The organism is Compostibacter hankyongensis (assembly GCF_039541075.1).
Lineage (GTDB): Bacteria > Bacteroidota > Bacteroidia > Chitinophagales > Chitinophagaceae > Compostibacter > Compostibacter hankyongensis.
In genome coordinates this window covers 562353-584016 of record NZ_BAABFN010000002.1, presented here as the reverse complement: position 1 = coordinate 584016, position 21664 = coordinate 562353, and the positions used below count along the sequence as shown (strand labels likewise).

14 protein-coding genes are annotated in these 21664 nt (G+C 54.8%); 11 read left to right on the top strand and 3 right to left on the bottom strand.

Features of this window, described 5'->3' with window-relative positions; genetic code table 11:
• Positions 1-9 precede the first annotated feature (9 nt).
• On the top strand, positions 10-1263 hold the full coding sequence (locus ABD851_RS07210; RefSeq protein WP_344977698.1) for a glycosyltransferase WbsX family protein: 1254 nt from the start codon (positions 10-12) through the stop codon (positions 1261-1263).
• Positions 1264-1326: 63 nt separating this feature from the next.
• Positions 1327-3753, top strand: coding sequence for an outer membrane beta-barrel protein (locus tag ABD851_RS07205; protein ID WP_344977696.1), 2427 nt, complete (start codon positions 1327-1329; stop codon positions 3751-3753).
• Between the two features lie 54 nt (positions 3754-3807).
• Here ABD851_RS07205 and smpB read toward each other — a convergent pair whose 3' ends face one another.
• The 3 genes from smpB to ABD851_RS07190 all read right to left on the bottom strand — a co-directional run bounded on the left by smpB (position 3808) and on the right by ABD851_RS07190 (position 6325).
• Entirely contained in the window at positions 3808-4248 is a 441-nt protein-coding gene (smpB, locus tag ABD851_RS07200; protein WP_344977694.1) for an SsrA-binding protein SmpB, read from the bottom strand.
• A gap of 61 nt (positions 4249-4309) precedes the next feature.
• The gene (accD, locus tag ABD851_RS07195; protein WP_344977691.1) at positions 4310-5158 is read right to left on the bottom strand and encodes an acetyl-CoA carboxylase, carboxyltransferase subunit beta; all 849 of its coding nucleotides are present in this window, start codon (positions 5156-5158) and stop codon (positions 4310-4312) included.
• 108 nt (positions 5159-5266) lie between these two features.
• A complete protein-coding gene (locus ABD851_RS07190) occupies positions 5267-6325 on the bottom strand; it encodes a class I fructose-bisphosphate aldolase (protein WP_344977689.1) in 1059 nt (352 codons plus the stop codon).
• A gap of 245 nt (positions 6326-6570) precedes the next feature.
• On the opposite strand from ABD851_RS07190, the gene ABD851_RS07185 reads away from it, so the two are divergent.
• The 9 genes from ABD851_RS07185 (at position 6571) to ABD851_RS07145 (ending at position 21654) form a co-directional block, all read left to right on the top strand.
• Positions 6571-9855, top strand: coding sequence for a SusC/RagA family TonB-linked outer membrane protein (locus tag ABD851_RS07185; RefSeq protein WP_344977687.1), 3285 nt, complete (start codon positions 6571-6573; stop codon positions 9853-9855).
• An 11-nt stretch (positions 9856-9866) separates the two neighbouring features.
• A complete protein-coding gene (locus ABD851_RS07180) occupies positions 9867-11369 on the top strand; it encodes a SusD/RagB family nutrient-binding outer membrane lipoprotein (RefSeq protein WP_344977685.1) in 1503 nt (500 codons plus the stop codon).
• A 44-nt stretch (positions 11370-11413) separates the two neighbouring features.
• Entirely contained in the window at positions 11414-12583 is a 1170-nt protein-coding gene (locus ABD851_RS07175) for a sialidase family protein (protein WP_344977682.1), read from the top strand.
• Between the two features lie 10 nt (positions 12584-12593).
• Entirely contained in the window at positions 12594-14777 is a 2184-nt protein-coding gene (locus ABD851_RS07170; protein WP_344977679.1) for a ligand-binding sensor domain-containing protein, read from the top strand.
• A gap of 134 nt (positions 14778-14911) precedes the next feature.
• Positions 14912-15310 (top strand): hypothetical protein, encoded by a 399-nt coding sequence (locus ABD851_RS07165; RefSeq protein ID WP_344977676.1) that lies wholly within the window; start codon positions 14912-14914, stop codon positions 15308-15310.
• Between the two features lie 139 nt (positions 15311-15449).
• Complete coding sequence (locus ABD851_RS07160; RefSeq protein ID WP_344977673.1) at positions 15450-15926, top strand: DinB family protein; 477 nt, start codon at positions 15450-15452, stop codon at positions 15924-15926.
• A gap of 125 nt (positions 15927-16051) precedes the next feature.
• The gene (gene porG / locus ABD851_RS07155; protein WP_344977670.1) at positions 16052-16909 is read left to right on the top strand and encodes a type IX secretion system protein PorG; all 858 of its coding nucleotides are present in this window, start codon (positions 16052-16054) and stop codon (positions 16907-16909) included.
• Between the two features lie 27 nt (positions 16910-16936).
• Positions 16937-19699 (top strand): hypothetical protein, encoded by a 2763-nt coding sequence (locus tag ABD851_RS07150; RefSeq protein WP_344977667.1) that lies wholly within the window; start codon positions 16937-16939, stop codon positions 19697-19699.
• 62 nt (positions 19700-19761) lie between these two features.
• Positions 19762-21654, top strand: a complete 1893-nt coding sequence (locus ABD851_RS07145) for a menaquinone biosynthesis decarboxylase (protein ID WP_344977665.1) — start codon at positions 19762-19764, stop codon at positions 21652-21654.
• The last annotated feature ends 10 nt before the right edge of the window (positions 21655-21664 follow it).

Below are 21664 nucleotides of genomic sequence, written 5' to 3'. Positions count from 1 at the left end.
TACGAAAAGATGAAAAAGGTCATAGGGATATTCATGCTGTTTTCCTGTTATGCCGCGACTGCTGTTGCACAGGGAAGCAGGCCGACCGGACAGCCCGGCGGAAAGAAAAACACTTATGAGGTGGCGGCTTATTACTTTCCGAATTATCACCGGGACAGTATAAACGAAAAGTGGCACGGGAAAGGCTGGACGGAATGGGACGTGCTAAAAGCGGCGAAGCCGCGCTTCCCGGGGCATGAGCAACCCAAAGTGCCGTCGTGGGGATATTTTGACGAAGCGGATCCCCGCTGGGCGGCCCGGGAGATCGACCTGGCCGCCGACAACGGCATCGATGTGTTTATTTATGACTGGTACTGGTATGCCAATACCGGGCAATATTTACAGCAGGGGCTGGAACAGGGATTTTTAAAGGCGCCCAACCGTAACCGGATGAAATTTGCCCTCATGTGGGCCAACCACGACTGGCTGAATATACAGCCGGCTACGTTTGACAACAACCGGATCAAGCTGACCGACGGAAAGGTCTCCTGGGGATTGTGGGACACTATCTCTACTTATATCGTTGAAAAATACTTCAAACAGCCCAATTACTGGAAGATAGACGGCAAGCCTTATTTTTCGATCTACGACATCGTGAATTTCGTAAACGGGCTGGGCGGCCTGCAGCAGGCCAAAAAGGGCATTGACCTGCTGGAGGAAAAGGCCCGGAAGGCCGGCTTTCCGGGTATAGATCTTAACATTGAAGCCTGGATGATCAACGACGGATCGGCTCGGCAGATAAAAGGGCCTGATGCGCCGCGTAATGCGAAAGAGATGGTCAAGGCGCTGGGATGTGAAAGCGCGTCAAGTTATTGCTATGTGCATCACTTTGACATCAGCGGCGCCGGTTTCCCCACGGTGCCCTACAGTAAAGCGCTGGAAGCAAATAAAAAATACTGGAGACAGTTTATCAGCGATTATCCGGATATCCTGTATACACCCAATGTATCGATGGGATGGGATGCCAGTCCGCGTTGCATGCAGAGCGATAAGTTTGAACTGAAAACCTATCCGTGGACGCCGGTGCTCACCGGTAATACCCCGGCGGCTTTTCAGGGCGCGCTGGAAGATGCAAAACGTTTTTTAGATGAATATAATCCCAGACATAAGATTATTGTGCTGAATGCCTGGAATGAGTGGACAGAAGGAAGCTTCCTGTTGCCGGAAAAGAAATACGGAGATGCTTATTTAAAAGCCATCAAAGCGGTATTCGGCGATGAGTGACCTATAAAAGATATTTTCAGACACAACAGCTTAAAAATTTGAAGCCCCAACCCTTGGAATGAAATGCGTTTTGTTAACTATCTTATTTTAATTCCCTGCGTATTTTTATCTGTTAATATATGCTATGGCCAGGCGCAACTGGGCGGATCAGTTACAGGTTTACATGACGGCCCTGTCCCTTACGCAACGGTTTCCTTAAGCGATACCCAAACAAAAGTGGCTGCTGTCACGCAGGCAGATAGTACCGGCCATTTTACGTTTAATGCCTTGCGCTCCGGATATTATAATTTGGCGGCGCATGCTTTAGGCTATGCAGAGCAGGTATTGCCCGTCGATATCAGCAAGGACACCCTTATCCATATTGTCTTAAAACCCTTAAGCCGGTCGCTGGACGAATTAACCGTCGTAGATACCAAACCGGCCATTGAAAGAAAAGCAGACCGGATCATATTTGATCTGAGCAATAGCATCGCGGCTGCCGGAAGCAATGGATTGGCTGCATTAAGCGAGGCGCCCGGCGTAAAGATATCCGGGAACAGCATTTCCATTGCCGGTAAGGGAACGGTAAGCATTATGCAGGACAACCGGCTGTTACCTTTATCGGGGGAGGATATGATTAACTATTTGAAATCCCTGTCGGCCGACCAGATCTCAAAAATTGAAATTATTACGCATCCGTCTGCGCAGTATGAAGCGGAAGGTAATGCGGGACTGATCAATATTGTAACGAAGCACAGTGATAAAGCCGGATTCAGCGGTAATATACAAGGCTCCCTGCTCCGTTTTATGTTTACCAATCCGCCTGATTACGGAGTGGCGAACTATGGCTATGCCAACGGCAGCGCTAATCTGAACTATAATAACCGAAGATTATCTGCTTACGCGGGCATCAGCTACCTGAAAGGCCGTGAGCTGGAAGGATATGGGATCGATGTGTATTATCCGGGAAAGCATTGGGCCATGAAGGATACCGGCGATTATAAAGGGTCCTCTTTTAACCTGTCAGGGGGTGCGGATTACGCCCTGTCGTCCCGTACATCGTCAGGGGTGAAATATCAATTTGGAAAGCGGGTGTATGACGGCGCGGATCATATCCATGTGCCGGTGTATAACAAAAGCGGAACGGTCGATTCTGTCCTGCGTACCGACGCCGTTTATTATCCTGTCGCCTATAGCAATGCATTTAATATGCATCTCCTGCAGGATATCGGCGCGTCCGGAGGGAAACTGATCTTAAATGCCGACTATTTTAACTATTACCGGCACGACAGATCGGATTTTGAAACCAACAGCTATACCGGTGCCGGTGCTTTGATACCTTCCGGCTTAAAGCGATACTATGATACTACCGTGCAGGATATAAAGGTCTATACCTTTAAAGCTGATCTGGAGCTTCCTGTTTCCTTTGCCAAGCTGATGATGGGCGGTAAGGTCAGCTTTATCGATAACTACAGCAACATTTATTATTATGATAAAGTGGATGACGAGCTGATATTGAATCATGAGCTGAGCAATGAATACCGGTATATCGAAAATACCCAGGCGCTCTATGCCAGCGGAGCAAAGACGGCCGGGAAATGGAAGCTGAGCGCAGGTATCCGTGCTGAGATCACGCAAACGACCGGTACTTCGTATTTCAAGAATGAAAAGACGGCCGATAATTATCTCAAGCTATTCCCTTCTTTTTTGGCGACTTATACAGCAGATAAAGAAAACAGCTTTTCCCTGACCTTTGACAAACGGATACACCGCCCTACGTTCTGGGACCTTAATCCATATAAGTCGTTAATGACGGCTTATTCCTACGTGGAAGGGAATCCGTATCTGCAGCCCGAGTACATCAGCAATATTGAGCTGACCCATGCTTATAAAAGTCTCCTGACGACTTCTTTTTACTTTAATATCATCAACAACGGATTTACCCAGGTCACCTACGCGGATGTGGACAGTAATTATATTCATACTACCCCGTTGAATTTTATAAAGACCCGTCGCATCGGCTTTTCTGAATCCTTGTCCTTTCGTCCTTTCCGGTGGATGGAAAGCGATAATCAGGTAAATGGTTATTATACGATTGCCCGATCCGGCCTGCCTTATATCAGCGGGATCGATGGATGGGGGGTGTATATGGCAACGAACAACACCTTTTTCTTTAACAAAGAAAAAACGATTACGGGAAATCTGGGCTTTTGGTGCCAGTTTCCCGAGATCGACCATTTTGGAAGATCCGATACCTATTATAAGCTTGATGTGGGCGTACAGGGTCTGGTTTTTAAAAAGAAGCTCAGCCTTTCCCTGGATGCTGTCGATGTATTGCAATCCAGCGCTGCGGTGATCCGTTCAACGGTGAACAATATTCATGAAACCTATACCAATTTCCAGGTTTTCAGTAATATAAAATTTACCGCTACCTGGAACTTCGGCAACAATACCCGTGAAAGGACCCCGGTAAAAACGGGGAATGAGGAGGAGAGGAGCCGGGTGAATTAGTGCGGTACGGGCTCGGGAAGCGGCGCATCCGGACAGGCTGCTGCGGCCGGATGATTATTTATAATGCCGGCGGATCTCACGCTCGGCTTCACGCTGCTTGATGCTTTCCCGTTTGTCGTGCACCTTCTTGCCTTTGGCCAGCCCGATGACCACCTTGGCCAGGCCTTTTTCGTTGATAAAGAGGCGCAGGGGTACGAGCGTATAGCCCCTTTCCTTGATCCTGCCCTGGAGCTTGCGCAGCTCGCGTTTTTGCAGCAGCAGCTTCCGTTCCCGGAGCGGATCGTGATTGGCATAGGTGCCGTGGGAATATTCGGAGATATGGAAGTTCTTTACAAACAGCTCCCCGGCGGCGGAAAAGTAGCAGTAGGCGTCGTTGAAGCTGGCCTTGCCTTCCCGGAGTGATTTGATCTCGGTACCCGTGAGCACAATTCCGGCCGTATATTGCTCGTCAATATGATACTCGAAATAGGCCGACCGGTTTTTGATCTCCGCCAAAGGACAATTGTTTTTTTGAACGTAACAGGGTTCGGAAGACGAGCCGGAAAAATATCTGTGCTCAGTGGGTCATCATCTCCAGAAAATCGCTCAGTTTTCTCTTTAAATCCTTCCGGTTTACAATGAAATCAAGAAAGCCGTGCTCCAGCAGGAATTCGGCGCTCTGGAAACCTTCCGGAAGGTCTTTTTTTATGGTCTCGCGGATCACCCGCGGTCCTGCGAAACCGATCAGCGCGCCGGGCTCGGCGATATTGATATCTCCCAGCATGGCAAAGGAAGCCGTTACCCCGCCGGTGGTAGGGTCTGTCATCAGCGAGATGTAGGGCAGCTTTGCGTCGGCCAGCTGGGTCAGCTTGGCCGAGGTTTTGGCCATCTGCATGAGGGAAAAGGCGCTTTCCATCATCCGGGCGCCCCCCGATTTCGAGATAATGAGCAGGGGAGTCTTCTTTTTGATGCAGTGATCGATGGCGCGGGATATCTTTTCACCCACCACCGACCCCATCGAGCCGCCGATAAAATCAAAATCCATGCAGGCGATGACGAGCGGCGCCTCGTTGACTTTTCCTGCCCCCACCGTCATGGCGTCTTTGCGGCCGGTTTTTTTCTGCGCGTCCTTCAACCTCTGTTTGTAAGGCTTCAGGTCTTTAAACCCCAGCTCGTCCTTGGGTGCAAGCTTTTCAAACAGCTCGGTAAATTTCCCCTCGTCAAAGAGGATATCAAAATATTCTGCAGAGTTGATCCGATTATGATAATTGCACTGGTCGCAGACGTACAGATTTTCTTTCAGATCTTTGGTCGTCACGGTCTTCTTACACTGCGGGCATTTGTGCCATAATCCGTCCGGCGCTTCCTTCTTTTCGACAGTAGAGGTGAGAATACCTGTCTTTATCCGTTCAAACCATTTAGACATGATCGCATTTGGTTGATTAACGATAACCCGGATATCCTGATAAAAAAAGTGCAGCAAATCCGGGCAGCGGAATTCCCCTTTCCCTTTGCTACACTAAAATACAAATTTTTATGCAATCGTAATTCCCTTATCCAGATACACATCCTGGATAGCTTTTAGCAATTCCACCCCTTCTTCGAAGGGTCGCTGGAAGGCCTTACGACCCAGAATCAGCCCCATGCCGCCGGCCCGTTTGTTGATCACGGCCGTAGCTACGGCATCGGCCAGGTCGGAAGCTCCTTTGGATTCTCCGCCAGAATTGATCAGTCCCACGCGGCCGCTGTAGCAGTTCAGCACCTGGTAGCGGCAGAGGTCTATCGGGTGGTCGGAGGTCAGCTTTTCATATACCAGGGGATGGGTTTTTCCGTGCTTGGTAGCCAGGTAGCCCCCGTTGTTGGTCGGCAGCTTCTGCTTGATGATGTCGGCCTGGATGGTCACCCCGAGGTGATTGGCCTGACCGGTAAGATCGGCGGAGGTATGGTAATCCACCCCGTCTACCTTAAAGCCGTTGTTCCGGGTATAGCACCAGAGGATGGTGGCCATGCCCAGCTCATGGGCCATTTCAAAGGCTTCCGCTACTTCGCGCAGCTGGCGGCTGCTCTCGGCCGAGCCCCAGTATATGGTGGCGCCCACTGCCACAGCCCCCATGTTCCAGGCGCTGCGGATGGTGCCGAACATCTGCTGATCGAACCGGTTGGGATAGCTGAGAAATTCGTTGTGGTTGATCTTTACGACAAAAGGTATTTTATGGGCGTACTTGCGGGCCATGATGCCCAGCACGCCGTAGGTAGACGCTACGGCATTACAGCCGCCTTCGATGGCCAGCCGGATGATGTTTTCAGGATCAAAGTAGATGGGATTGGGGGCGAAAGCGGAGCCGGCGCTGTGCTCGATGCCCTGGTCCACCGGGAAAATGGAGATATAGCCGGTATCGGACAGCCTTCCATGGCCAAGCAATGCCTGCATGCTGCGCAGCACCTGATTGCTCCGGTTGGAATGCGCCCATACCTCGTCCACATGGTCGGCCGCCGGAAGGGTCAGCTGAGATGATTTTACGGTATTGCATTGGTGATTCAGCAGGTATTCCGCCTGGTCGCCTAACAGATCCACGATCTTCTTTGATGCCATAGCTGTGTGTTGTTTTATTGATTACAGGGGCACAAAGATATAAAAACGCGGATAGAAAGCGCCAACTTTTGCGGAAGGCGGCGCCAACGGGCCTTCGCGGCAGGATAAGATCGTATAATAAAAGGATAAGAATAAGAAAAAAAGACGTGTGTTTATTCGTCAAATTTGTTTCGGGCAGGAGAAATGAAGCGCAGGGCATATCATCAGCAACGCATGATCATCCGCATACTTCAATTTATTTATCTATGCAAACATCGCTACGCATCTCTCCTTTCATCCGGAATGCTATCCAGTGGGGCTGCCTGTCTCTTGCCCTGCTTCCAGCCCCGGCAGGGGCCGCAGGGCGTTCTCTTTTTCCCGAACATCTTCCCGTATTGCACGGTCCGGAAGCCGGCTATCTCATACAGCAGCGCCAGGATATCCGGGGCAGGGTCACGGATGAGGCCGGCAATCCCCTTCCCGGGGTGAGCATTACCGTAAAGGGCGCCGCCCGGGGAACAACCACAGACGACCAGGGCCGGTATACGCTGGAAAATGTTACCGCCGGCACCACGCTGGTATTCAGCTTCCTGGGCTACCAGAGCCGGGAAGTAGCGGTCGGTGGCCAAACGGAGCTCAACGTCACGCTTTCCCGGGAAACAAAGTCCCTGGACAACGTGGTCATCACCGCCCTGGGCATCAAGCGGGAGGAGAAGGCATTGGGTTATTCCGTAACCCAGCTCAACGGCTCGGCCGTGAGCGACGTACGTGCCCCCAATATGGTCAGCGCCCTCTCGGGCAAGGTGGCGGGGGTGAACATACGCAGCACCTCGCCCGACCCCGGCGCCAGCGTATTCATCAACATCCGGGGCAAGCGTACCTTGTACGGCGAAGACCAGCCCCTGATTGTGCTGGACGGGGTGCCGATGAACAACGCCGTCAATGGCAACGCTTCCCAGCCCTTCGGCGGGGGCAGCGGCAACAACCAGATCGTGGACTACGGCAACCCTATTTCGGACATCAACCCCGATGATATCGCCTCCGTTTCGGTGCTCCGGGGCGCCGCCGCCTCTGCGCTTTACGGGAGCCGGGCCGGCAACGGGGTTATCCTGATCACTACCAAAAACGGTTCGGAAGCCAAGAAGGGGATCGGCGTAAACGTGAGCTCCAGCGTCATGTTCGACAAAGCCTGGCAGTTTCCGGAGTTCCAGAATGTATTCGGGGCGGGAGACCGGCCGGGAACGGACGACGTGATCTCCGACGCCACCTGGGGACCCCGGCTCAACGACGGGAGCAAGCGGGTACAGTGGGACAGCCCCCTGGACGCCGACGGCAACCCCGTACCGATACCCTGGGTGGCCTACCCGGACCGGGTGAAGAATTTTTACCGGACCGGGTCCACGATCACCAACAGCGTGGCGGTGACCGGGGCCAATAACAACGGCAACTTCCGCCTTTCCTACGGCAATATGCAAAACAAGGGCATCGTGCCCAATACCGATCTTTCCCGGAATAACCTGAGCCTGGCCGCCGGCTACAACCTGCGCCCGGGCATCAGGGTAAACGCCAATGTGGCTTATACGAATAACGGTTCCGATAACCGCCCCACCTACAACCGGGGCAGCGTGAACAATATCGTATACACCCTGACGCCCAACGTGGACACCCGCAAGCTGCGCAATTACTGGGTGCCCGGCCAGGAAGGTCTTCAGCAGTATGCGCCCGTGCCAGGCGGCAACGACAATCCTTACTTCGTGGCCTATGAATCCATCAACGGCTTCAAAAGGGACCGGCTTACAGGGAATGTGCAGGCTACGGTAGACATTACCCCGGAATTCAGCATCATGGGCCGTACCGGGCTCGACTACTACAACGAAGACCGGGAGAGCCGGAAGGCCTTCAGCTCCGACGGCTATCCCAACGGCGCCTATGCCTTCGAAAAGCTGTTTTTCAGCGAACAGAACACCGACGTGCTGCTGAGCTATAAGAAAAACGTCAGCAGCGACTGGTTTGTCTCCCTTTCGGCGGGGGCCAACCAGATGATCCAGCATTATAATAATATCCACATGTCCACCAATGAGCTGGTCTCGCCCAAGCTGTACAGCATCGGGAACGCCAAGGCGGGGACAGTGCAAAACCTCTCGGGTGCAGGGAAGTCGAAAAAACGGATCAACAGCGTATACGGCATGGGGCAGGTGGCCTACAAAAACATGGTCTTCCTGGACCTGACGGCCCGGAACGACTGGTCCAGCACGCTGCCGGCGGAAAGCCGTTCCTATTTCTATCCTTCCGCCTCCCTGAGCGCCGTCATCAGCGATATCTTCAAGTTCCGCACCGAAACGCTGTCCTTTGCCAAGCTGCGCGCCAACTGGTCGCGCGTGGGTAATGACGTAGGCCCTTACGAATTATACAATACCGTATCGCTTTCCGAATGGGGAAACGTGAATGTCGCCAATATTTCGTCAAGCCTCGCTAATAACCACCTGAAGCCGGAGCTCAGCACCTCCGTGGAGTTTGGCGCCGATCTGCGCTTCCTGTCCGACCGCCTCGGGGTTGATTTTACCTGGTACCGGACCAACACCGTCAACCAGCATCTCAACATCCCCGTTACCACAGCTACCGGCTATGCTTCCAAGTCGGTGAACGCCGGCAAGATCAGCAACGAAGGCGTGGAGATATCCCTCAATGCCGTGCCGGTAGACCGGGCCTTCAGGTGGGACCTCACGGCCAACTTTACGCGTAACCACAACAAGGTGGTCCGGCTTACGGAAGGGATCAGCCAGATATCGCTGGGCGGTGCGGAAGGGGTGACCTTCTATGTCAGCGAGGGCAACGAGATAGGGGACTTTTACGGTACCACCTGGATGACGGTTCCCGACGGTCCTTATAAAGGACAACCCTGGCTGGATGATGCCGGTAACTACCAGGATGCTACCGAAAAGGTAAAGATCGGGAATTATAACCCGGACTTCATGGTCGGCTTTACCAATAATTTCTCTTTCAAAGGCTTTACCCTCAGCGCGCTGCTCGACTGGCGGCAGGGAGGACAGTTTTTCTCCTATGTGGCCAAAAACCTGCTTTCCGACGGGCGGACCACCATTACCGTGCCCGGCAGGGACCCCCAATCGGGCGGACTAAGCTGGACGGACGACCAGGGCCGGCAACGCACCGACGGCAGCATCACCGATGGGTATGTACAGCAGGCGGACGGTTCATTTGTAAAGAATACCGCTATTCTGGATCCCGAATCTTATTACGGCAGCTACTACTGGGATTTTCCTTCACGCTCCACCTTCAGCGCCACCTACGTGAAGCTGAGGGAGGTGTCGCTCACCTATACCTTCAGCAAAAAGATGCTGGGAAGGGTGCCGGTTACGGGTATTTCAGTAGGGTTTATCGCCCGGAACCTTTTCAGCTGGACGGTGGCCGACGTGGGGTATGATCCGGAGACCTCCATGGTGATCCAGAATGGATCCTTTACCCCCGGCGTAGGCGGATGGACCCTTCCCAATACCCGCTCATACGGATTCAAAATAGGCCTTACTTTCTAAAACGACAGACCATGATATCCGGAAAAATAATTTCTGGCTCTTCCCTCATCGTTGTGCTTGCCCTGTCCTCCTGTACGGGCAACTTCGATGACATGAACACCGACCCCAACAACGCAAGGACCACCAGGGACATCTTTTATATGACCAAAGCCATCGTTTCCACCGCCTATGATTATCAGAAATCGGCTTATATGGATGAGCCGGCTTCCGCAGGCCGGTACATCACCATGGTGCGGAACGAAGGCAACGATACCTGGGGCTGGGATGCCGGCAGCTGGGACGCCGATTACCTGCGGCTGACTACGGTCAAAGAATTGCGGGATATCGCAGAAACGGAAAAAGCTGACCAGTACGTAGCCGTTGCCGATATACTCGAGGTCTTCAACTTTGCTTACATCACCGACCGCTGGGGTGATATACCTTATTTGGAAGCCCTGCAGCTCTCCGGCGACAAAGAAATAGTCCATCCCCAATATGACAAACAGGAGGATATCTATCCCGACCTGCTGAAGAAGCTGGAGGAGGCCAATAACCGGCTGGACACCGCTACCGGGGACATCGATGAAAATAACGATGCGCTTTACCAGGGCAGCAAGGAAGGCTGGCAGAAGCTGGCCAACTCCCTCCGGCTGAGACTGCTCCTGCGCTGCGCCAAGAAATATACCGATGCCATACCGCAGATCCAGGAGATCGTGTCCCATCCGGAAAAATACCCCATCTTCACCGGAAACGGAGACAACGCTGAAGTGCCCTATGTAGGTACCTTCAAATGGCCCGGCGGTCCCACCGGCGGAGGGGGCAACCTTACCGATCCTTTTGCAGAATTTATCAAGCGTAAGCCGAGCAAGGAGTTTGTAGACTTTCTCCAGCAGCGGAACGATCCCCGTCTCCCTATGCTGGTCGACAAGACCACCGGCGATCCCGCCCAGGCTACGGTGGATCATCACCCTTACGTCGGGGTTCCCAATGCCATCAATTCCCCGTACGACTATAACGGGGGCGATGAGCATATCTCCACCCTGGCGCTGGACCTGTTTTATAAGGATCAGGACGCGGCCGTCAGGGCCAGTCTCATGACCTATCCGGAAGTGTGCTTTATCCTGGCGGAGGCAGCGCAGCAGAACGGGGTGAACGTGCCCGGGGAAACAGCCGAATCGCTGTATTATAAAGGTATAAAAGCCGCCATGGACTATTGGGGGGTAAGCCGGGAAGCCGACGATGCCCATTATTATGACCAGCCTGCGGTAAAATACGACGGCACGCTCAAGCAGCTCATCGGGCAGAAATGGGCGGCCCTTTTCCTCAAAGGGCCCGAAGGCTGGTTCGACTACCGGCGTACCGGCGATATCCTGGACTTCAATTCCCGCATCGGACCGGCAGCCTCCCAGCACAATATTCCCTACCGGTTTATCTATCCCGATAATGAAAGAAACCTCAACCGGGAAGCCTATGATAAAGCCATAGCCGTCTTCGGCGAAGATACCCGGAACACAAAAATGTGGTACTTGAAATAAAAGGAGGTTTTTTATTGAAAATGAGAAGGTTGATTGTTCTTTTTTTGCTTTTTTTCACCGTCCGGCTATCGGCAGACGCACAAGGGCTGCGTACTCCTCCCGCCGGCATCACCGGCACCCTCATCTTCCCGCTGCAGGAACAGCATGCGCATGGCAGCAGCATGGTAAGCCTCCCCAACGGTGACCTGCTGGCCGCGTGGTTTCAGGGAAGCGGCGAGCGCAAGGCGGATGACGTAAAGATCATGGGCGCCCTCCTGCAAAAGGGAAAAACAACCTGGAGCAAGCCGTTCCTCCTGGCGGATACCCCGGGTCTGCCGGACTGCAACCCGGTGCTTTTCCTGAACCATCACGGAAAGCTTTTCCTCGTCTGGATCGCGGTATTGGCCAACCGCTGGGAATATTCCCTGCTTAAATATAAAACGGCAACAAACTTTGCAAAGGACGGAAAACCAGTTTGGAGTTGGCAGGATAATATCCTGCTGAAGCCGGATGACCGGTTCGCCTCCGCTGTGGAGGAACGTTTGAAAGCGCTACCGGGAACCGGAGCGGGCTGGGGCACTTATGCACCGCGGTACGACGATATGATCATCACGGCCAGTCAGGATCCTGCCAAGCGCAGCCTGGGCTGGATGACCCGCATCCGGCCCCTGCTGCTGCCGGATGACCGGATCCTGCTTCCCCTTTATTCGGATGGGTTCAACCTGTCGCTGGTGGCCATATCGGACGACGACGGGACTTCCTGGAAGGCCGGTCTTCCCATCGTGGGCCGGGGCAATGTGCAGCCCGCCCTCGCGCAGCGGAAGGATGGGTCGATCGTGGCTTTTATGCGGGATAACGGGGACGCCCCCTCGCGGATGCAGATAAGCCTGTCGCGGGACGGCGGGATGAGCTGGACGGCGGCAGCGAAAACCGATATACCCAGCACCGCCAGCGTGGCCGCCTGTGTGCTGCAGGATGGAAAATGGGCGCTGCTGCTCAATGATGCGGACGATGGCCGTTACCGGCTCAGTCTCTACCTGTCGGACGACGAAGGAAAGACCTGGCGCTGGAAAATACCCGTCGAGGATCATCCGCCCGGACAAGGTAGCTTTTCCTATCCCGCGCTGATTCAAACTCCGGACGGGCTGCTGCACATGACCTATTCCTTCAATCCCGTGCCGCACCGGGAATCCATCCGGCATGCCGTAGCGGATCCGGAAAAGCTGACCCGTTAAGTACAAGCCCATGACAAGGAACCGTATCATTATCCTATTGCTTTGCTGTGCCGTTTGCCGCGTTGCTGTGGCCGGCGGTCCTGATCCCGATACCGTCTTTCTGCAGCCGGTTTCGGTAAAGTATTATCCGGACAACACACCCGGCGCAGGCCGCCTGACCAAAGTGTTGGTAGACGGGGACGACAATGTGCATGTGCTGGGCGACAGCGGTCTTTACCGGATCAGCGGCCGCCGGCTGGTGAAGGATCTGCTATACCGCCCGCTGGCCGGAAAGGTACCCGTGGATATTGCCCTGCAGGACAGCACCGGCAGCCTGTATTACCTGTATGAAGACCGGTTCCTGAGCAATGCCCGGGCGGGAACGCCTTTCGGGATGCTGCCTCCCGGCCGCTTTTCCCGTATGGCCGTGGCGGCTGACGGAAGCGTGTTGCTGACCGGCGATCATGCCGCAGGGATATACCGGGATGGCCGTCTTACGGAAATCGCCGCCCCGCCGGAGCCGCTGCTTGATATCCTGGTTTATAAAAATGAATATTATGCACTGAGTAATAATTCAGTATATAGATTGTCGGATAAAAAACTAAAAGCGCTACACCACGGCAAAAACCTGCAGGCCTTTGCCGTCCGCGGCAAGGATATCCTCATCGGCACCGCCGGAGGATATTACGGCATCAGCCGGGTTACCGGCGATACCAGCCTGGCGCTGCAGACCCGGGTACCGGTGCCGGATATACGCCGGCTGATGATCGCCGGCGGAAAATGCTGGGCGGGTACCTCCCGGGGGGCTTTTATGGACGACGGGCCGGGCAGGTTCCGCTACTATGCCTCTGAAAGATGGCTGAACGACGAGGCGGTAGAGGACCTGGCGGCGGACAGCCGGGGCAATATCTACCTGCTGACGGGCACCGCCCTGAACGAGATCCGTTTTATCCGGCAGACCCTGCTGCAGAAAGCGCAGTATTTTCAGCGGGAGATAAGAAAGCGGCATATCCGCTATGGGTTGCTGGCCGAGCTGCGGCTGAAGACGCCGGGCGACCTCTCCACGGCGGAGATGATCGATACCGACAACGACGGGCTGTGGACCGCCTTTTATCTGGGCAGCCAGGCTTTTCGCTATGCGGTGACCGGGGAGGAAGAAGCTGCAAGGTATGCCTGGGAGTCCTTTGCCGCCTACGAGCGGCTGATTTCCGTAACCAGCGTCAGGGGCTTTCCGGCGCGAACCTTTGAACGGAGCGGCTATAAGGTGTCGGACCCCGCGGCCTGGCGTCCCTCGCCGGACAGCGGCTGGGAATGGAAAGGCACCACCAGCAGCGACGAATTTGTCGGGTACATCTTTGTGGCCGCCCTGATGGATCAGTTTGTGGCCAAAACGGCCGCGGAGAAAAAAAGGGTAGCGGACTTCATCGATAAGATCCTCACCCATATCGTCGCCCACAATTATTATCTGGTGGATGCCGACGGTCAGCCCACCCTTTGGGGACGGTGGAACCCGGAGTATATCAACAGCTATCCCGAAACGATCGGCGACCGCCGGCTGGGCAGCATTACCCTTATCGCCGGGCTGCAGCTGGGCTATGCCCTCACCGGCAGAGAGCTCTACAAAAAGGAAGCGACCCGGCTGATGGATCGATACGGGTATCTCCGCAATATCCTGATCGATCCGTACCGGATCAGGGCTACTCCCGGATATACATACCGGGGGCATGACATGGGCAACGGACACTGGAATCACTCCGACGACGAGATGGCCTTTCTGAGCTACTGGGTGCTGTACCGTTATGCCTTTACGAAAGCGCTGCAGCGGCAGTATGCCGGGACCATCCGGCGGCACTGGCAGATCGAACGGCCGGAAAAGAACCCGGTATGGAACCTGGTCACCCTTGCTACGGAAGGCTCTTTTGACAAGGCCGCCACCCTCTGGTACCTCCGGGAATTTGCGATGGACCGTATACGATGGACCGTAAAAAATTCATTCCGGAAAGACATTACGCTGCGGCAGGACCCCGGATTCCGGAACCAGTATACGGAGGAGGTGCTGCCGCCCGGCGAGCTGCCCGTCGCCCGCTTTAATGCAAACGCCTTTAACCTGGACGGGGGAGACGGAGGCAGGACAGCCCTCACCGGCGCCGAATACCTGCTGCCTTACTGGATGGCCCGTTATCTAAACGTGGTGGAGAAGGGAGGTGAAAGGTAAAAGGTAAAAGGTAAAAGGTAAAAGGTAAAAGGAGAAGGGTAAAAGGTAAAAGGAGTAAAGAGCGCTTGTGAGGTTTTGAAAATTGAAAACTTATTCCGATATTTAAATATCTGTTCACGGAATAAAAAGCGCTTATGCAACACCTAAATGAAGTCAGGGAAGGTGATTGGGTACTGGTACCCAACGAAGGCAGAATAACGGAAGGAGAAGTGGATAAGATCGGCATGGAAAAAGCGGGGGTGGATATCGGCGGGGAAATTTTCTGGTATGAGGCAAAAGATATGCAGCCCATACCGCTGACCGAGACATGGCTGTTCCGTCTCGGCTTTGAACGCAGCGAAGCTCCCGTACAGGACGGGGAAGGGCAGGCATATACCCATGGTCCCTTTACGCTGAAATACCGGAAACGGGGCAATGATAATCTCATTAACCTGAGCTGCCACGGAGAGCATGACCGTGATATCACGGACGGGCTGACGGTCCACGAGCTGCAGCATCATTACCATGGCATGACCAAGGTTTTTATCGAATAGGCCTTTCTGTATTGTTTTCTCTTTGCCCGTTCAGGGTAATATTCCGCCCCCGGCTGAAGATATCTTTTTAGCGGATATTCCGGTAAGTTCCCGGCGGGTACTTTTTCCTGCTCCGGAATATCCGGTCATAACTGTTCTCATGCCAAACCTCCAGATCCGCCATCTCATTCATGACCTGCAGAACACCTATGCGGGCGATCCCTGGTATGGCGACTCTGTAACCAAAATCCTCGGGGACATCACCCCGGATATCGCCTTTGCCAGGCCGCTGCCCGGCAGGCACGCTATTGCTGAGCTGCTCGCGCATCTGGTGGGCTGGCGTGAGTTCCTGAACAGGCGTCTGCAAGGCGACGCCCGGTTTGCCATAGCGCAAACGGAGAGCTTTGACTGGACCCGTACACACCCGGACCCGGAAAAAGCCTGGCCCATGCTGCTGGAAGCGCTGGAAAGCGGTCAGCAGCAGATTATCGCGGGGCTGGAACAAGCAGATGACACGCTGCTCGACACTCAGGTGCCGGGACGTAACTATGATTTCCGCCAGCTGATCCAGGGGGTCATTCACCACGATATCTATCACGCCGGGCAGATCGCGATCCTGAAAAAAGCGGAATCCTAACGAGCCCCGGACCGCTTTTTCTGCCCGGCGAATGACCGCTTTCCGGCGCCTTTGTCGCCCGATCCATACTTTTCTCCCTGATTTTTCGTTATTTTATGGGCCGGAAAACTTTAAATCCTTACACCTTGAAGAAAGTAATTTTCACCCTTGGCCTGCTGTTTGCTTTTTGTACCGGGTTATATGCCCAGGGCGGTATGGAGCTGGGCGCTTTTCTCGGCATGAGCACCTACAACGGCGACCTGCAGGGAGAACGCATCAACCTCGACGAGTCGCACCTGGCCGTGGGGGCCTTGTTCCGGAAATATGTGTACAAGGGACTGGATGTACGCCTGGGGGCCACCTTTACCACCCTTTCGGGAGCCGACCGCCATTCTTCCAGCGGTAGCACCCGCCTGCGTAACCTCGATTTCAAGACCTTTGTATCCGATTTTCAGCTGCTGGCCGAATATAATTTCATGGATATTACCGAAAGAAGGTTTACCCCCTATGTCTTTGCCGGCATCGGGGTTTATCACTTCAACCCCTATACGGCGGACAGCCTGTCCAACAAAGTCTACCTGCAGCCGCTGAGCACCGAAGGGCAGGGGCTGAGCGAATACCCGGACCGTGATCCCTATAAGCTGACCCAGCTGTCTATCCCCTTCGGCGTCGGCGTCAAATATGCGATTAACGACCAGATCAATATCGGGGCGGAGCTGAGCCTGCGGAAGACATTTACGGACTATCTGGACGATGTCAGCAATACCTATGTCGACAGAAATGTGCTGGAGAAAGAGCGGGGCGCCAACGCCGCCTATTTTGCATGGCGTACCAAGGAATTGCCCGGCCACGAAAACGATCCCTATCCAGCCGACGGTTCTTTCCGGGGTTCTCCCAAACACAAGGACTGGTATTATTTTGCAGGCCTGACCGTTACCTTTAACCTGGGCAGCGGCCGCTACGGCGGGGCCCTGCGCTCCCTGAACTGCCCTACCTATCAGTGATCTCCTGAGCCTTATTTTAGCTTCTTTTTGAAAACGATATCGTCCTGTCTATCTCTTTTTTTTCTTTTGTGCTGTACCGCTGCCATAGCACAGGACGCTTCGAAATCCGGAGTCGGCAGCATCTTCTCCGACATCAATACCTTCACCCAGCGGCAGCAGATTGAAAAACTTTATCTGCAGACAGACAAACCGGCTTACGCCGCCGGAGATACCCTTTGGTTCAAAGGTTATCTGCTGGAGGCCGACTACCTTTACGCCTGTGAAAAAAGCAGGCTGCTCTATGTTGAGATAACGGACGACAGCAACCACCTGGCCAGGCGGATTATGGTGCCGGTGATCAACGGGCTGGCTGCGGGCAGCATTGCGCTGGACCATAAAGATTTTCCCCAGGGCGGCTACGTCATCCGGGCCTATACCAACTGGATGCGGAATTTCGGGACGGACTATATTTTCAAAAAACATTTTTACCTCAGCGCGGCCGGGCGGCAGGACTGGCTGGTCAGCTACCGGTCCGGAACCGGGGAGAATGCCGGACGTACTCCTTTTGAATTGCAGTTGCGGCATACCGACGGTTCAGCGGTCGTTTTCCGGCAACTGCAGCTGCGGATAACCGACGGGAAGAAAACGGAGCTGAAGCAAAATGTCCGGACAGGCGTGGACGGCCGGCTTTCCGTGAATGCTGAGCTGCCAGGGGGAAACGGCCGGGGAACGCCCACCTTGTGGGTACAGGATCTGCAAAAGAACGGGGATCACCGGAAGATTGCCGTTCCCCTGCTGCTCAACCGGCCGGCCTTTACGGGTCTCCGGTTTATGCCCGAAGGAGGCAGCCTGGTCGCCGGCCTGCCTGCGCATGTAATCGTGCGGGCGGAGAATGAAGCCGGCCTGGCTGCCGCGGTGTCCGGACATATCCTGGACGACAGCTCGCGCGTGGTGGCGACCTTCCGGACAGGACCGCGCGGCACCGGCGCTTTTGACTTTGTTCCCCGCCCGGGTAAAACCTATACGGCACGGCTGCAACTGCCGGATAGCGTTTATAAGCGCTTCCCGCTGCCACCGGTAAAAAGCTCGGGAACGACCCTGGAGGTGCATGACCGGACTGATGATTCCTGCGAGATCGTTATCCGCGCCACGCCCGATGTGGCGGCGGCCGGCCATCCCTGTTTCCTGATCGGAATGGCAAGGGGAGTGCCCTGCTTTGGCGCTTCCTTTCCGATGGAGCGGGATACCATAGGCTTTACGGTCAGCAAAAAGGTTTTTCCCGATGGCATTGCCCGCATCCTACTGTCGGGACCCGGGAGGGCCTTGCTGAACGAGCGAAGTATCTTCATCAACCATAGCGACCATCTGCGGATCCGGATCCGTACCGATAAAACCGTTTACCGGCCCCGGGAACGTGTCGATCTCCATATAACGGTAACGGATAAACAGGGCAGCCCTGTGCAGGGCAGCTTTTCCCTCGCCGTGACAGACGACGGACAAGTAAAGACAGACCCTGTCCGGGACGGCACTATCCTGACCAGCATGTTGCTGACGTCCGATCTCAGAGAAAAGGTGGAAGATCCCGGTTATTACCTGCAGGACAGCGCGGGGCCCGTGCAGGAACAGGATTTGGACCGGCTGCTGCTGACTACTACCGTAACAGGGCCGCCCTGGGCGGATATTTCCGGACCGGAAAAACCTTTTGCCTATGCGGCGGAGCAGGAATTCCTGATCCGTGGAAAGGTAACCAATATGTTTAACAAACCGGTGGCCCGTTCGCCCGTCGCCCTGCTGTCCCGGAAGCCGCTGCTCGTTATGGATACGGTGACCGACAGGGAAGGTCTTTTTACCTTTAAAGGGATCGTTCCGGTGGATACGGCTTCATTTTTTATCCAGAGCCGGAATAAAAAGGGGAAGAGCTTTAACGTAGGCATCGAGATGGATGAGTTCAAACCGCCTGTCTTTACCGCTCCCCGACGACCGGAGCTGCCCTGGTATGTAAATGTGGATACCGTGCAGCTCACCCGGCTGAACCGGAAGCTCCGGATGCAGGAGCAGCAGGAGAAGATCAGCGGCGGCATCCTGCTGAAGCCGGTAGTGGTGAATGCCAAGAAGATAATTAAGGATTCGAAGAACCTCAACGGCCCCGGCGAAGCGGATATCACCGTCGATGAGCAGGAGCTGGAAAAGGCCGGCCGCACCACCCTCGGCGATCTGCTCGAAAAGCATATTCCTGGATTTGGCGTAACAGCCGATAAGCATGGGCGGCGATATTACCGGATCCAGGATAAACGGGCGCATCTGATCATCGACGGGACCGATGTCGAATTCTTTCTGCCGCCCGGCATTTCACTGTACGATTATTTCAAACAATACCTCGATTATTACGATGCCGAGGAGATCAAAGGCATAGAAGTAATGAGCAGCAGCCGGTACACCGGCAGCTACTTCAGTCAGTTTCTCAATCCGCTGGACGATCCGCTCGGTCATGCCTTTATCGAGATCACCACCCGCGGGGGGCGGGGGCCTTTTGTCAAAAAAAGTGTGGGCACTTATCTGTATAAACCAATGCCTTTTACCCTGCCGCAGCCATTCCACGCTCCCGAATATCCTGCCGGCAGCAGCGCCGACGGCACGGATATCCGTTCCACGATCTACTGGGCCCCCGACATCGTCACCGATACGGCAGGGCAGGCTACCCTTCATTTCTATACGGCAGACAGTCCCGGTACCTACTCGCTGATCCTGGAAGGAAGCGATATGCGGGGCGGGCTGGGCACAGGCCGGACCCGGATCACCGTTCAGCCCTGATGCCCGGGCGTATCCCTTTTCCCCCAGCGGCATAAACCGTATTTTTGCCAAAAAGCAAGGGAATGGCCTATAAGCATTTGCAGGATTTTATCAACGCGCTGGAGCGGGCCGGAGAGCTGGTAAGGATAAAAAGCCGGGTGAGCCCGCATCTTGAGATCGCAGAGATCACCGACCGGATCAGCAAATCCGGAGGCGGCGGAAAAGCGCTTTTGTTTGAGAACACCGGTTATGATTTTCCCCTGCTGATCAATGCCATGGGCAGCTACCGCCGCATGTGCATGGCCCTGGGCGTGAAGGAGCTGGATGATGTGGCCGGCGAGATCGAGTCCCTGATCCGGATGGTGACCCGGCCCCGGGAAAACATCCTGGACAAGCTGTCCCTGCTGCCCAAGCTGGGGACCTTTGCCTCCTGGATGCCAAAGGTAACGGGCGGGAGAGGAGCCTGCCAGGAGGTGGTGATGACCGATCCTGATCTGTACAGGCTGCCCGTGCTCACCTGCTGGCCTAAAGACGGCGGCCCCTTTATTACCCTGCCGGTGATCCACACCCGAGACCTGCATACGGGCATCCGCAACGTAGGCATGTACCGTATGCAGGTATTCTCAAAAGATATGACCGGCATGCACTGGCACAAGCATAAGGTATCTGCCCGCCATTTCGACGCTTACCGGGAGGCCGGCAAAAGGATGCCGGTAGCCGTAGCGCTGGGTGGCGACCCGGTATACACCTATGCCGCCACGGCGCCCCTGCCCGATAACGTGGACGAATATATGCTGGCCGGATTCCTGCGGAAGAAAAAGGTAGAGCTGGTCAAGTGCCTGACCCAGCCGGAGCTGGAGGTGCCGGCGGATGCCGACTTTATCATTGAAGGATATGTGGATCCCGCCGAAGAACCGGTATGGGAAGGACCTTTCGGCGATCATACGGGATATTATTCTTTGCCGGACTGGTATCCGCGCTTCCACGTCACCGCCGTCACCCATCGTCGCAATGCGGTATATCCCGCCACCATCGTCGGGATACCCCCGCAGGAAGACGCCTGGATCGGAAAGGCGACCGAACGCATTTTCCTGGCCCCGATCAAGATGACCCTCGTGCCGGAGATCGTCGATATGGAAATGCCGGTAGAGGGCGTATTTCACAACCTGGTGATCGCGCAGATCAAAAAAACCTATGCCGGGCAGGCGCAGAAAGTGATGAATGCGATGTGGGGCGCCGGCCAGATGATGTTCAATAAGATCCTGGTGGTGGTGGATGAAACGGCCGATATTCATGATTACCAAAAACTGGCGCAGCAGGTCTTCCGCAACCTGGATCCCGCCTCGGACGTCTATTTCAGTCAGGGCCCCATGGACGTGCTGGACCATTCCTGTTCCAAAATGGGCTTCGGCGGCAAGATGTGTATAGACGGCACGGTAAAATTTGAGGAGGAAAAGCCGGCAGGCGTTCGCACGGTAGCCATCGCTCCGGCAGTAAATACGGAAACCCTCCGAAAGGATTTTCCCGAAATCCGGGACGGCAACCTGTCCCTTGCCGCGGGCGGGATACCCTGCCTGCTGCTGGCCGTGGAAAAAAACCGGAAAGGACATATCGGGCAGCTGCATGTGGAGCTGGCGGCAAAGCCGGAGCTGCAGGGCATCCGCATGATACTCTATGTGGATGCGGCCGTGGATGTGCAGGATGTGGCGGATGCCTTGTGGCGTTTTTGCAATAACCTGGACCCGCGGCGGGATCATTATCTCAGCAGCGGCATCATGGGGCTGGACGGCACGCTGAAGACCAAAGCGTGGGACGATTTTCAGCGGGACTGGCCCAATATCATCGTTGCCGATAACGCTACCATCAGCGCGGTAGATCAGCGCTGGAATGAACTGGATCTGGGACCGTTTATTCCTTCTCCTTCCCTGAAATACCGGGATCAGCTCTATGGTGAAGATGCGGTAGCCAAAGCATAGCACGAGAAAG